The sequence below is a fragment of the Erwinia tasmaniensis Et1/99 genome (assembly GCF_000026185.1).
GTDB lineage: Bacteria > Pseudomonadota > Gammaproteobacteria > Enterobacterales > Enterobacteriaceae > Erwinia > Erwinia tasmaniensis.
Window position 1 is genome coordinate 16,569 of the sequence record NC_010699.1, and the last position, 14,694, is coordinate 31,262.

The following is a 14,694-nucleotide window of genomic DNA, read 5'->3' on the forward strand; positions in this document are numbered from 1 at the left end:
CGATATGAAACGCAGAATCCCAATCGCAATGGCGCTGATGACCGTATTCACGACCAGCATATATGCAGCGAATCCGGCGCTGGAGCAATTACAGACGCTGGAAAAAAACAAAAAAGAGATCCACGAAAAATACATGCAGGATCTCTTCACTGATAATGCTGTCGTTGCCGTGAAGCCCGTTCGTGAGCATCACTATTACACGATGCCGGATGGTACAGAGGTAGATTTTAACGACTATGCCTTTGTCGTTTTCATGCAGCAGCACTGCCCGTACAGCGCAAAGTTTGACCCCATAGTCAAAGCGCTTTCTGAAGAAACAGGGATTAATGCTTATGCCTATACGCTCGATGGTGGGGGAGACAGCTCGTTCCCGCATCCGATGATCCCGACCAAAGTTGATCCCCGCGAAGCGCTGGCGGGTGAGATCATGACTTTCTTTGGAAACGGCTTACCTATCGCAACGCCGACAACATTCATGGTGAACGTCAATACCTTGAAAGCGTACCCGGTTTACCAGGGGCAGACAGAAGCTAGTGAACTGATGAACCGCGCCCGCGACATCATCATGGTGGATATCGGGCATATGAATGCCGAGCAGTTGGGTGCTGTCCCGACTGGTAATGTGACCAAAGGCTGACAGTAAATGAAAAAAATATTTTCTCTGATGATCGGGCTTGCTGTTGCGGGCGTTTCCCTGCCCGTCGCTTCAAGTGTGGACGGTGATCTTAATAGTTTCTATGGCTCGATGAACTTTGACAGCAATGTTTCAAAGGCGCAGGCGTGGCAGGGGCAGGCCGCAAACTACATGACAGGTGGCAGCGTCTATCTCCGCAACAAAGTGAAAACGGTTCAGCTTGTTTCCCTCCAGGTGCCGTCCCTCAATTCGGGGTGCGGCGGGATCGACGCTTACCTGGGTGCATTCTCATTTATCAACGGGGCGCAGATTCAACAATTCGCCAAGCAGATTATGTCCAACTCTGTGGGCTATGCCTTTGACCTGGCCCTTCAGACAATGGTGCCCGAACTGAAGCAGGCGAAGGACTATATGGAAAAGCTGGCGAGTGATATTAACTCATCCAACATGAGCAGTTGCCAGGCCGCACAAGGTATTGTTGGTGGACTGTGGCCGCGCACTCAGGTGTCGCAGCAGCTTATCTGCCAGGATATTGGCACGGGAAACAACATGTTTTCAGACTGGGCTAAAAGTCGCCAAGAATGCGGTTCAGGCGGGCAGATTAATTCGGTTAACAGTAACGCCCCAGATAATAAAAAAGACCAAGTGGTCATTAATAAAAATCTTATATGGGATGCGCTGGGGAAAAACCGCCTGTTTGATGGTAACTCCGAGCTGAAACAATTCGTTATGTCCCTTGTCGGCACCATCGTGTTCGATGCAAAAGGCAAAGTGACAGTCCTGGCCCCGATGGTCACTGACCGTGCCGTTCTAAATGCGTTGATGCAGGGCGGTAGCGCCAGTATCTATGTATGCACGAGTTCTGACAGCGACAAATGCCTCAGCCCGATCGTGGGTAACGTCACCATTTCAAACGCCAACGGCCTGGTGCGTCAGGTGATCTCCATGATTGATTCAATTGATAACAAAGTTAAAAGTGGCGGCGTGGGACTGACCGACAAGGAAAAGGGATTTATCAACACTACGGGCATTCCGGTGCTTCAGTTTCTGATGCAGTCAAACATGCTGGGCGGACAGGCCAGCTCGTACCTGCTCACCGTTTCTGACTATATCGCCAAAGATATTATGTTCCAGTACCTCAGCGAACTGGTGCAGCAGGCGCAGTCGTCATTGCTGGGTTCCAACTATCCTGAGGAAGCTGCGCAGCAACTGCGTGAAAATATCGTAACGGCGCAACATCTCGTACAGCAGTTAAAGGTCGAGTCCAACGCTGATATGACCACACTACAGGCCATCAACACCCATCTAACGTACCTTCAGCAGCAGACCTCAACAAAAGTGGGAACTATGTATTCAGCCAACTACAGTTTCGGGGAATAACGCATGTTTACGATTTATGTAACGGCAGCCGGTGATATGTGGCGCGAAGCAATGAACGGTACGGTCGCAATACTGGGTTCGGGGTCATTTGACCGACTCATCCGTATCGCGGGCGTCTTTTCGGTCATCAGCGTACTGATGTTCTGGCTGAAAGGCAGGGACTTCACGGCTTTCATCAAGTGGTTGGCGGTGTTTTTCATCATCACTATTATCTGCCTTGTTCCCAAGCGGCCCGTGCAGATTATTGACCTATCTAACCAGGCCGCTGTGTATGAAGTAGATAACGTCCCTGTGGTACTGGGCTTCATTTCATCCTTCGCAACAACCGTAGGCTACGCTGTGGCTTCCAAGTTTGACGAAGATATCAGCCTGCCGGATGCGCTACAGTACAGTAAGACAGGCATGGCGTTTGGAGCCGATCTTGTTGTAGCGCAACGTGACATACCAAGCTACAGCTTTCCGGTGTCAGATAACCTGCTGGCCTACATGAACAAGTGTGCGGTGCCCGCACTCCTGATTAACAATCAGTACCACGTTCACGACATTCTGGAGGCGCAGGATATCTCACAAGTTATATTCCAGAATCCGAGCCAGATTGCCTCAATGCCGTACACCGACAACAGCGGTAACGTCACGATCATCACTTGTTTCGCTGCCGCATCGCAGATTCAGAAGGCGCTTAATTCGCCGCTTGTCACCTTTCAGAAGGAACTCAAATCGTGGACGCAGCGGGTATTTGGTACCAACAGCACTGCTTCAAACCAGATGAATGATTACATTCAGGACTCGTCACAGTTCTTCTATGGTGTGGGAAAGTCTCAGACAGACATTTTGAAGAAAAGAATTTTGCAGACGGCGGTTAACCGTTCCGTTGGCACGCTGGCGGCGGAAGACCGCAATGATTCACTGGCTGAAATCATTGCCGAGCAGCAGACGGCAATGAAGACGAATATGCAGGGTAAGGTGGAGCAGCATATCGGCGCACGTTATATGCCACTGCTTCACTCCGTGCTGGAATTGATCCTGGTCTGTATCTTCCCGTTGGTGATTGCCATTTCGCTGGTCAGCCATGAAACCTTCGGCCTGAAAACAATAATGACGTATGCGGGCGGATGGCTGTACCTCCAGATGTGGCCCATTATGTTTTCGCTTGTTAACTTTGTGGCGATGTACTCCTTGAAGGGACACACCGTGGCGCTGAGTGGCGGAGATTCTTTATCTGCAAGATACGAAATCGCAGGTTATTACACTGATATGGCTGCGGTTGCTGGTTATTTATGCCTGGGCGCGATCCCCGTGCTGTCGTATCTTATCACTAGAGGCGCAGCAGCTGTGGGTTCTCAAGTTGTGGGCGCAGTTACTGGTGGCGCAGCGCTGGCATCCGGTGCGAGTGCAAGCCTGGCGGAAGACGGTAATTGGTCATTCAATAACTTATCGCAGGATAACGTCAGTGCGAATAAATGGAATACCAACGCCGATCACCGTGAGGGCATGACTACTACGCAGATGAGTAACGGTGCGTTAACGTCTACTACGGCAGACGGTTCGCACGTACTCGACGGTACGGGTGCGGTGTCGAAGCTGGCAACTAATGTCAACTTTGCCAGCAACATGAGCGATTCACTGACGCAGGGCGCAAGACAGGCCAGTACGCAGGCCAGTTCGCACCTGCAAGGTTTCAACCATGCAACGGATACCGCCTACAGTCAGATGAATGACCTGAGCCACGGCACAAGCCGCAGTAACACGGCTTCGCACGGTTCTGAAGCGTCAGACAGCGTTTCACAGAGTCAGACGGCTTCACATGTGATGGATATGGCACATAACTATGCGCAGCGCTGGGGCGTCTCAGACAAGGAAGCATTCAACAGAATGTATTCTCAGGCTGACAGCGACAATTACCATGCGGACGCCGGATTCCAGACTTCCGCAGGGCTTGAAGTTGCGGGTAACGGGGGTACGGTGAAAGCGGGTGCCGGAGTGTCTGCTGGTCGTACTTATGGTGAAACAGGAATCACTACTAAAGGCAGCGACCGTTCCAGCGACCATATGCAGGATATGTCCGCAACGGATAGAAAAGATTTCCGCGAGAGTTTGGATACGCTCAAGCAGGCCCGTGACTATAGCGGAGGTAATACGGCAGAGGCGCAGACAGACGGGCGCTCAAACCGTCTGGAAAGCTCACTCCGCACGGCAGACAGCGAATACAGCCAATACACAACCAGCCAGACGAAGGCTAATGAACTGAGCCAGCAGGCGCAGAGAGCGCAGACCGACAGTGCGGGCTTTAACGCCAACATGAATCAGGAGTTTGTGAACTGGGCACGGGAACGTGGTGCAACGGATGAGCAGCTTACAAACGTAAGCCAGCAGACGCCGCTGGCGGCAGAGTTCGTGAGAGAGCGATTCGGTCAGAATATGGAAGTCGGCCATGAGCAGAATATGCAGCAGGCGATGAGCCAGCCAGTCGGGAAAGCCTTCCCTGCTGGAGGCAGCAACTTGGGAGAGAACTTCGGCACCAGCGGAAACGCGAATATGCCGTCAGGCCGCAGCGAGTTCCCGGCAGAAGGGAGCAGTCAAAGTCAGCACAGTGGCAGTGTCAATCAGCCGCAAGCACGCGGCATAACGTCTGCCGCGAGCGAACCGCAGGGCGTGAGCCAGCATAATGCACAGGAGCCGTCAGGCCGCGGCGAGTTCCCAGCAGAAGGGAGCCGTCAGGGGCAGAACTTCAGTGACAATAACGCGAGACTCAACGCAGCGGCGCACGGACATGAAATCCCCGAAATGGTTAGCGAACCAAAGCCGCTGAATACCGCGCCGTCAGATACGGTGGGTGCGCAGAAAAAAGAGATCGAAAAGCAGCAGGAAATGCTCAAAAACAGCGGCGAGATTCGCCAGCATGGATTCGGTGATCAGTTAGAAAACAATAAACAGGCGAACAAAGAGCCAACTATAAACCTGCCGACGATGAATACAAAAGAGGTGTTGGAAAATGCGAAACGTTATAGCGGATACAGACGTTAGCCGCACAGAGAAGGTGATACGCAAGGCAGGTTCTGCTGCCGTTGTGATGTTATTTCTGCTGAATGAGGGCTTACATTTCGGCATACGATGGGGCTTCCTTGTTGCATTCCTGGCGGTGATAACTGCCCTTGGTGGGTTCATGAAGGCACGCACGTTCAGCCGAGGTGAGAACCTGTTCGGGTTCGTCCTCTTGGCAGTGGTTGGTGTCAGCAAAATATTTTTCCATGCCGGAGACGGCACGTTTGAACTCGCTATTCCGTGGTTTATCGTAATGTACTTGTGGTGCGGTGTCCGGGTGTGCAGCCCGGAGGAATCCCGTCAGATATCTAAAGATCAGCCACTTGATACCGATGAAATAAAACCGGACATGTACGAATATCGCCCTGGGCCGGATGGGACAGCGGGTTATTACCGTAATGGGCAGCCGATTAAATTTGATTAACTAGCGCGTAGGCCGTAATCAGGTGCGTAAGTGCCCGGTTCGGCTTCAGTGAAATTCCGCTTCCTCGCTCGTTCGCTCACTGTGTTCGGTCACGATTCTGCGGCGAGCGGTTTTGAAATAAATGATTGGGATATCTATGAAAAAGCAGTTACTGGTTACATTATGCGTTGCTTCCGCCGTTGCACTGTCTGGATGCAGTGCTGTTAACACAGCAATATCCAAGCGTAATCTCGATGTGAAGACACAGATGAGTCAGTCAATCTGGTTACAGCCAAGCTCCGATAAATCGGTCTATATCGACGTGCATAACACCTCTGACAAAGACATGAGCGACTTGCAGAGCAAGATTCAGTCCCAGCTCCAGGCCAAGGGCTATCACTTGGCGTCACCGGAATCAGCCGAATACTGGGTGCAGGTGAACGTGCTGAAGGCCGACAAGATGGACGCCCGCGAAGCACTGTCCATGATGAACACGGGCTATCAGGGGGCCTTTACCGGGGCGGCGCTGGGCGCAGGCATTGCCGCCTTTAACGGCGTGGGCACAGGCGGTGTCCTGGGCATTGGTGCCGCATCGGGCCTGCTGGGTGCCGTGGCAGACGGCATGGTGAAAGATATCAACTACTCAATGATTACCGATCTTCAGATTTCACAGAAAACTGAAGGGGCCGTGGACACCACGCGCAGCGCCAGTCTGGCGCAGGGTACGGGCAGCAACCTGAAGCAGTCGGTTAAGACCACAGGCAACCGCATGACGTATCAGACCCGCATTATGTCTAACGCCGAGAAGGTCAATCTGGAATTTCCTGAAGCCAAGCCCGTGCTTGAAGCGCAGCTGGCCAAGTCTATCGCCGGAATTCTTTAATCCACAACCAGGCAACGGACTGCCCGGACTTACCGGAGACGCTGTATGTCATTCAGACCGTCAGATATCACCAAGGGCGGTCAGATTACCGCCTATCGCGTCAAGATGTTCAACCAGGTTAACAACTGGTTTTCCTTCTGGATTGTGACTGTTCTCATGGGCGCAAGCCTGCTTGCTTTCTTCCTCGTTACCCCCCCGGAAATTATCAGCAACGGCCTGACGTACTGGATTGCCCGCAGCAGCGAATCTTTCCTGGGGCTGGTCGTTAACGACACGGCAAAAGCCTTTTCCTATGCCATCTATCGCGGTGATTTGAAGCTGTCTGAAGTGCCGTTGACGCTGGGTGACGTGCTGCGCTCACAGATTATGCGGGACGTGGGGGATGTGTTCCTCATACGGCTGGAAATGTACGCCGGAGTCGGGGCCACGCTGTCACTGATCATCTATTTTATTCTCATGTTCGGCGTGGCGCGGATCGGTAAAAAAGAGACGGCAGACGAATATATTTCCGGCATGACCCGCACGGACAGCCCGAAAGTCGTGAACAAGATGCTTGCACAGAACAGGGCGCTGTCACCGATAAAAATTGGGCCGCTGCATATGGTGAAGAATGCTGAAATCCAGAACTTCCTCATCCACGGCACTATCGGTACGGGGAAATCAACCATCATCCGTTACCTGCTCGATTACATCCGCAAGCGCGGAGACAGGTTTATTGTTTTTGATCCAGGCGGCACGTTTATCAAGACTCACTTTAATGCCCGGCGTGATTTCATCCTCGATCCGCATGATGCCCGCTGCGCGAACTGGGATTTATGGCATGAGTGCCAGACCGTTGTTGATTACGAGAATTTTGCGTCCTCTCTGATCCCGATTGAAGGTAACTCTGACCCGTTTTGGGTATCCTCAAGCCGCACCATCTGCGCGGACACAGCAATGAGAATGAGCCGCAAAGAGAACCCGACGATTGAGGATTTCCTGCACACGATACTGTCCCTTTCCCTCAAGAGCCTGCGTGAATTCCTGAAAAACACGCCTTCTGCAAACCTGGTGGAAGAAAAAATTGAGAAGACCGCGATCTCTATCCGTTCGGTCACGACCAACTACGCCAAAGCGCTGCGTTTCATGCAGGGCGTGAACCAAGGGCAGGACAAATTTTCCATCAGGGAGTGGATTCAGGATAATCGGCAAAGCCATTCCGGCCTGTTTATCTCCACCAATTTCCTGCGGTCAACCCGCTCGCTGATCTCCATGTGGCTCTCGATGGCGACCACACTGTTACAGTCGATGGGCGAAGACCGTAACCGCCGCGTCTGGTTCATTTACGATGAAGTCGCGTCCCTTCAGAAGATTCCCGGCTTCCGCGAAACGCTGGCGGATGCGCGTAAGTATGGCGGCTGCTTCGTCCTGGGCATTCAGAACATGGCGCAGATGAGCGATACCTACGGGCGCGACAATGCCAAGGCGGTACTCGATCTGGTTAATACGCGGATATACGGACGATCACCGTCATCTGACATGGCAACGGACGTGCAGAACGAACTGGGCTATCAGCGCCGATGGGAATCAAAAGAACAGAACTCCTTCGGTCTTGACCAAGTGCGAGACGGTATATCCATCGGACGTGACAAGGTGCATGAACCTGTCGTGGACAAAGAAGAAATCATGAGCCTGCCTGACCTGCGTTTCTTCTTCAGGCTGCCGGGTGAATATCCGGTGATCAAGCTGGCAGTGCCATACCGTGATTTACCTAAAAAAGCAGAGAGCTATATCGAGCGCAGTTTCCATGACTCGCTGAGTCCGCTGATTGAAAAAATCATCGAGCACAATGAATCTGAAATCCCCGCCGACTTCACCGAGGCCACACCCGCGCAGGCGGTAGGCCAGAGCAAAGCCGCACAGGAACAGCCCGCCACAGCGGACGAGTTGCCGGATATGCCCGTGCCCGCGCCGTCAGTTCCTGCACCTGGTGCGGCGAAGGCGGACACGGCTGCGCCTGATAACGTGACCGACATTTTTGCCAGGGTGAAGGATAAAGTGCCTCAGACACAGCCGGGCCAGTCTGCCGCTGCCGAAATAACCCCACCGCCTGTCCGTGAGGCTGAACCCGGCCCGGCAGCCCGTGTCAGTGAGCCAGCGCAGAACCCGGCAGCCAGCGCAGAACCCGCCCCGGTGAGTAAGCCGCTGAAACTGAAGTTGAAGAAGCTGGGCAACCAGAGTGACAGTGACAGCGATACGCAGGAGCAGAGCCACGCGCCCGTGATGTACCAGGATGAAGATAAACTGATTGTGTTAGATGAAAGCGAAATCGGGGAAGACGGCAGGATCGTTGACGCGATGGCGGAAGAAGAAAAAAACATTCTCGTACACCGCCAGCCCCTGGCGGATACCCATGAGGAACCCGAACTATGATGTCAGTTCAGACCCTGTCCAGCTCATCCGGCGCGGCAGGCTATTACAGCCAGGCAGACAACTATTACTTTGTGGGGGAACTGCTGACCGGGTGGCACGGTAAGCTGGCGGAAGAAATGGGGCTGTCCGGCAGCGTGGATTTGAAAACCTTCGCCAGCCTGCTGGACGGCATAACGCCGGACGGCAGGAAGATGGGTAAAAATCACCGTCCCGGCCTCGACCTGACGTTTTCCGCGCCGAAAAGCCTCAGCGTTCTGGCGCTGGTCGGCGGGGATGAGCGTCTTATCCAAGCGTTCCAGGAGTCGGTGCGCGATACCATCACCGAAATTGAATCCTTTATCTCGACCCGCGTCACGAAGGACAAACAGACGTCGATAGAGACGACCGGGAAGGGCATTTTTGCCACTTTCGTACACGATACCAGTCGCAATCTCGATCCGCAGTTACACATGCACGTCCTGACCATGAACATTACCGAGAAGAACGGCAAGCTGTATTCCCTGTCGTCTGATAATCGCTACGGCAACGGGTTTATGGAAATGGTGTACACGCACCATACGCTTTTCGGCACGATTCAGCGCAATATCCTGGAGAAAAAGGTCACGACGCTGGGCTATCAAACCCGGCCCACCGAAAAAGGGCTGTGGGAAATCCAGGGTGTTCCGGTAAGCCTGCTGGGGCATTTTTCATCGCGCAGCCGCGATATCCGCCGTGCGGTCGGGGATTCTGCTTCATTTTCAAGCCGCAGCATTGCCGCGCTCGATACCCGTTCGCCCAAGCAAGTGCCCGACCGTTCGGAACTGCTGAACGAATGGAACGCCGCCATTCGCGATCACGGCTTTGATATGGGTGAGTTCATCAGCACCGCCAGAGAGCAGGCGCAGGACGGCCCGGCACTGGGCCACGATGACGCCCGCCCGGCAGACGCGGAGCAGGAGCAGGAGCAGGAGCAGGAGCAGGAGCAGGGCGGCGATACGCCAAGCAACCCCGCACCGCAACAGGATGAAGCCGCAGCGCGTCAGAAACAGGCAACGCCCGGCACTCCCGCAGTGCGCCCGGAAGACACGACCCAACTGGCACAGCGTGAGCATCAGGCGGAAAAACAGCCGCATATGCAGACCGTTAGCCAGAAGGAAAAAAAACCGGACGCGCCGCCAAGAAATCTGGAGCAGGACGACCGCGTGATCCACACGGCCCTGTCTTCCCTCAGCAACCGCAAGCGTGACTTCAGCTATACCGATGTGGTGCTTGAGATTGCCGCCAGTACCGAAAACGTGGTGTCACTGCGATACGGCGAGCACCTGATTGACCGGGCCATCGAAACTGGGAAGCTGATCCCACTGAACGATGAGAAGACCCGATTCACCGCGCAGACCCTGCTGATTGATGAAAAAGTGGTTGTGGAACTGGCCCGCGACCACGTTGCCAATGGCCTGGTGTCCGGTACTAAAAAACCGCTGGAAAACCTGCTGCCCGAACTGGCAGACCGCCCCGTGACCATCTTCACTGCCCCCTCGACGGTGCGGGGCGTGAAGGCGGTGATCGATAAGGTTATCAGTGACCAAGAAGACCGTGGGCGCAGCGTGACGGTGCTGTCCCCGACTGCCAGCCGCCGCGATCAGATTGCCTTTGCGACCGAAGAAAAAATGATTTTCCGCGACCTGAGCGAGCCTGAAACCACGTTTGCCCGGAACTCCACGGTGATCGTGGATAACGCCGAGCGGATGAGCGCCCGCGACTCGATTAACCTGCTGAGCCACGCACGGGAAAACAACCTGCAACTGGTGCTGATTAACACCGCAGGCCGCAGCTCGCAGACCAACGTGCTGAGCCTGTTTGAAGACGGCGGGGCGTCAACCGGGAAGGTGAAAACCGAGCATGAAAGCCTGAGCGTGAAGGTTTCGCACGCGCCTGATAAGGCGCAGCGCGGGAAGGACGTTGCCAGCGAGTACGCGGCTGCCTTTGCCGACACGGTGCGCCCGGTCGTCGTGGCCCCGACGGCGCAGGACAGGCGTCAGATTACCGACGATATCCGTGCCTCGCTGAAGGAGAGCGGGGGGATTGACGGACTGGCGCAGGGCGTCATGGTGGAAGCCCGTAACGAAGTCTTTATGACCATTGCCGAAAAGAAAAAGGTCGCTAGCTGGCGTACCGGATACGTCATTGAAGACCGCACCGAGCGCAAGCCGCAGGTGTACACTGTAGGGAGCATTGCGGAAGAAACGAAGTCCCTGATCCTCTACAACGACAAGGGCGAGAGATCGACCGTCAAAGCGTCCGCAATGGGGCGTAAAGACGTGCGCGTGTTTGAGTCCACCATGATTGAAGTCGTGCCCGGCGAAGTGCTAAAAGCCTCTGCCGCGCTCAAAAATCAGGGTATCCGGGCGAAAGACAGCCTGCGCGTCCATGAGGCATCCGGGCGGGAAATCACTGGCTTTAACGAGCGCACGGGCAAAGAGTTCACGCTTTACACCCAGGAACCCGTGTACGCGGCCTATGGCTACGTCAGCGGCATGGGCGAAGTGAACCGCGCCGAAGGCACCGTGATCGCCGCGCTCAGCAAACGCGACCTGAACGCCAACAACATCAATTCACTCAACATGTCCGGCAGCAGCCTGTCCATCTATTCGCCGCTCGATGAGAAGGCCACCGTCAGCAAAATTCAGAACATGAACCTGCGCAACACGGTCACGGAGTACGTGATCAGCACCGCGCAGAAGCCGGACATTGACGCCGCCACCACCTACCTGAAGGAGCATGTGGCCACACCGATGGCCATCGCGGTCAATCGCGCTATTGCGGGCGTCCAGGAGGTATCTGTTTATGCGACAACCCTGCTCAGCAGCGCCCTGAAACTGGACAGGCGTCTGACGGCGGCAGAGGTGAGAAATGAAATCGACAGCCGCATTGCGACCGGCGACCTGATCAGCCTCAATGGCGGCACGACGACGACTGACAACCCCCGTGTTGTACCCCGCGCCACGTATGAGGTGGAGAAAGACATTTTAGGCATGGTCACTGCCGGATACGCCACCAAGCAGCCGCTCGTCATACGCGTTGAAGAGGGCAAGCTCGATCACCTGACGGCAGGCCAGAAAGGGGCTACGGGCGACATTCTGACGGGCACGGACACCTTCCAGTTCGTTCAGGGCTTCGCGGGCGTGGGGAAAACCACCAAGCTCACCACGCTGCAATCGGTGCTCAATGAGTTGTTACCCGGTCTGGAAATTCGCGGGATTGGCCCGACACACCGCGCCGTGGGCGAAATGTCCGGGGCTGGCATCCACGCACAGACGGCAAAATCCTTTGTACTGGACTCACTCAAGGATGAAGCCAACGGCGTGAAGCAGGATCACCGTAACACGCTGTTTATCGTGGATGAGGCCAGTATGGTTGGCAACAGCGACATGCGCGACACGCTGGGCCTGATTGACCGTGCCGGAGGCCGTGCCGTGGTCATCGGCGACCGACAGCAGTTTCTTCCCATCGAGAGCGGAGCACCGTTTCAGCTCGCCCAAGAGCGCACACCTGCCCGCCTGTCCGTGATGCAGGACATTGTGCGCCAGACCAACCTGGCGCTGCGTGAGGCCGTCTACAGCACGATTAACGGCGATCACAGCGGCAGCCTTCGCCAGCTAGAAGCCATCAGCAACGACCTGGTGCCGCGCCGTGAGGTATACCGCGAAAATCCGCGCTTCAGTGGCGCGTCCCTTCAGGGCAATGCCTCATCCTCGACCGTGGCGGAAGATTACCTGAGCCGCACCGACGAGGCCCGCGCCGGTACGATGGTGATCACGGGAACCAACAAAATCAGGCGTGAAATTAACGACCTGATCCAACAGGGGCTGGTGCAGGACGGTAGCCTGTCAGCCGCCCGCCACGTCGATGTGTCGGTGTACTCACAGATACTGCTACCCAGCACGGCATTTCACGATCCTGATTCGTGGATAAGAGGCCGGGTGGTCATCAACGACAGTGCTTATTTTCGGGTAGAGAAGGTCGGCAATGAAGGCGTGACGGTAAGGCACATGGACAGCGGGCTGCATCAGGAATGGGACTATCGCGGACTGGACAGCACGCGGATGGAGATGTTCGACGTTGAGCAAACCCGCTTCCTAGAGGGGGATCGCGTACTGCTGCGCAAAACGGATATCGACACCGGAAAGACCAGCAACGAGGCATACCGGATTCAGGCCATCCGCGATAACGGGCAAATCGTGCTTGAAGGCAAATCCGGCGTGCGCCAGATCGATCCGGCCTTAACCGCCCAGGACAGGCACATTGACCTGGGCTATGCCGTGACCAGTACGGGCGCACAGGGGGCCAGTGCCCGCTACGATATCGGGTTTATGGGCACTGAGGGCGCAGAGTCCCGCCTGACCAACGCCCGCGCCTACTACATCCTGATTTCACGCGCCAAAGAGCACGCGCAGATTTACACCGACAACACGCCCGCGAAGCTGGAGGCGGCTATAGGCATCAACCGCGAGCCGAAGCACACAGCCCATGACCTGCTGCACGCCCGGAAGGACGCCAGCCACGCACAGACGTTGTCTCAGTTCGCCGCGTCACTCGATACCTTCTACGCCGGGCGCGTGCTGGCAGAGTCGTTCAGCCTCGATATCGGGACCAGCGCACTGAAGCTGCTTTCCCGCACGCCGACCGCGCCGCTGCGCGTGATGCTGCCTGCCTATGACTATAACGGCAAGGTATCCGGTGTGAACACCTGGGCGCTTGCCGCTGCGCGGGGCGAGTTCAGCCTGGGCGAACAGCAGACTCAGACCGAAAGTAACACCCTTTTCAGCGTTGTGCAGCGGGGCAACACGCCGGAGGTGCTTTCGGCAGGCACGCTGTCTGACGCCCTGACTCTTGCCGGGAAAAACCCGCAGGCCAGTGTGATTCTCGCGCCGGAAGGCTATGAACAGCACAGCGTGGTGCTCGATGTGCTGAACGTGGATCGTATCACATCAACGATGATTGATGAGGTTACGCGCTTCACAGAAGAAACACCTGAGCAGACGGTAAATGCCGACGATCTGCCTGAGCCTGCACAGATTACAGCCGATACCACTTATGACATGCCCGCTGAAAACGATACAAATAACGGGCAGGCGATTGATACGGACATGCCGGATTATGGCGATATGAATGGCTACGATGACGCGCCGGAAATGGATACGGACTGGCAGGAATACAGCGACATAATGGATGACAGCACGCCGGAACTGCCGGACACCGACCTGCCGGAGCCGCAGGCACCGACCGCGCCGGATACCACGCTGCCGGAGCTGCCGGGTGCAGACCTGCCGGAACTGTCACTGCCGGAGCCAGACGCCCCGACCGCGCCGGATACCACGCTGCCGGAGCTGCCGGGTGCAGACCTGCCGGAACTGTCACTGCCGGAGCCAGACGCCCCGACCGTGCCGGGCCTGCCAGACACCGCGCTGCCGGAGCTGCCGGGTGCAGACCTGCCGGAACTTTCCGTGCCGGAACTGGCGACACCCACCGCGCCGGACGTGGCGGACAACCTGCCGGAATACAGCGTGACGGAACTGGCGGACACCGCGCTGCCAGAGCTGTCACTGCCGGAGCCAGACGCCCCGACCGTGCCGGGCCTGCCAGACACCGCGCTGCCGGAGCTGCCGGGTGCAGACCTGCCGGAACTGACCGTGCCGGAACTGACCGTGCCGGGACTCAGCAGCATGGAAGGGCCAGACATTGCCCTGCCAGCCGGAGAAGTTTCAGCCCTGAGTGTCGGTGATCTAACGCTGCCGGAACTGAACGCCCCGGCACCGGATATCAGCCTGCCTGAGTCCGCCCCGGAGTCGTTGGACAGCATCACCGCGCTGGGGCCGGACGAGCGGGAAAATTACGATCCAACGCTCAGGCATGACCTAGGTGAATTCGAAATCAGCAAAACCATAGACAAGGACATTTAAC

7 protein-coding genes are annotated in these 14,694 nt (G+C 56.0%); all 7 read left to right on the forward strand.

Going from position 1 to position 14,694, the window contains the following annotated elements; translation table 11 throughout:
- Positions 1-4 precede the first annotated feature (4 nt).
- The 7 genes from ETA_RS00630 (at position 5) to mobF (ending at position 14,693) form a co-directional block, all read left to right on the forward strand.
- Positions 5-637 (forward strand): type-F conjugative transfer system pilin assembly thiol-disulfide isomerase TrbB, encoded by a 633-nt coding sequence (locus tag ETA_RS00630; protein WP_012443483.1) that lies wholly within the window; start codon positions 5-7, stop codon positions 635-637.
- A 6-nt stretch (positions 638-643) separates the two neighbouring features.
- On the forward strand, positions 644-2,014 hold the full coding sequence (traH, locus tag ETA_RS00635; protein WP_012443484.1) for a conjugal transfer pilus assembly protein TraH: 1,371 nt from the start codon (positions 644-646) through the stop codon (positions 2,012-2,014).
- Between the two features lie 3 nt (positions 2,015-2,017).
- On the forward strand, positions 2,018-5,038 hold the full coding sequence (gene traG / locus ETA_RS00640) for a conjugal transfer mating-pair stabilization protein TraG (RefSeq protein WP_012443485.1): 3,021 nt from the start codon (positions 2,018-2,020) through the stop codon (positions 5,036-5,038).
- Positions 5,007-5,480: a hypothetical protein gene (locus ETA_RS00645; RefSeq protein ID WP_042958431.1), complete on the forward strand. Its 474-nt coding sequence runs from the start codon at positions 5,007-5,009 to the stop codon at positions 5,478-5,480. Before traG ends, ETA_RS00645 begins: the two co-directional genes overlap by 32 nt.
- 130 nt (positions 5,481-5,610) lie before the next feature.
- Positions 5,611-6,342, forward strand: a complete 732-nt coding sequence (traT, locus tag ETA_RS00650; protein ID WP_042958456.1) for a complement resistance protein TraT — start codon at positions 5,611-5,613, stop codon at positions 6,340-6,342.
- Positions 6,343-6,387: 45 nt separating this feature from the next.
- Complete coding sequence (traD, locus tag ETA_RS00655) at positions 6,388-8,754, forward strand: type IV conjugative transfer system coupling protein TraD (protein ID WP_012443488.1); 2,367 nt, start codon at positions 6,388-6,390, stop codon at positions 8,752-8,754.
- Entirely contained in the window at positions 8,751-14,693 is a 5,943-nt protein-coding gene (gene mobF / locus ETA_RS00660; RefSeq protein ID WP_042958435.1) for a MobF family relaxase, read from the forward strand. The genes traD and mobF overlap by 4 nt, the downstream gene beginning before the upstream one ends.
- Position 14,694 lies beyond the last annotated feature (1 nt).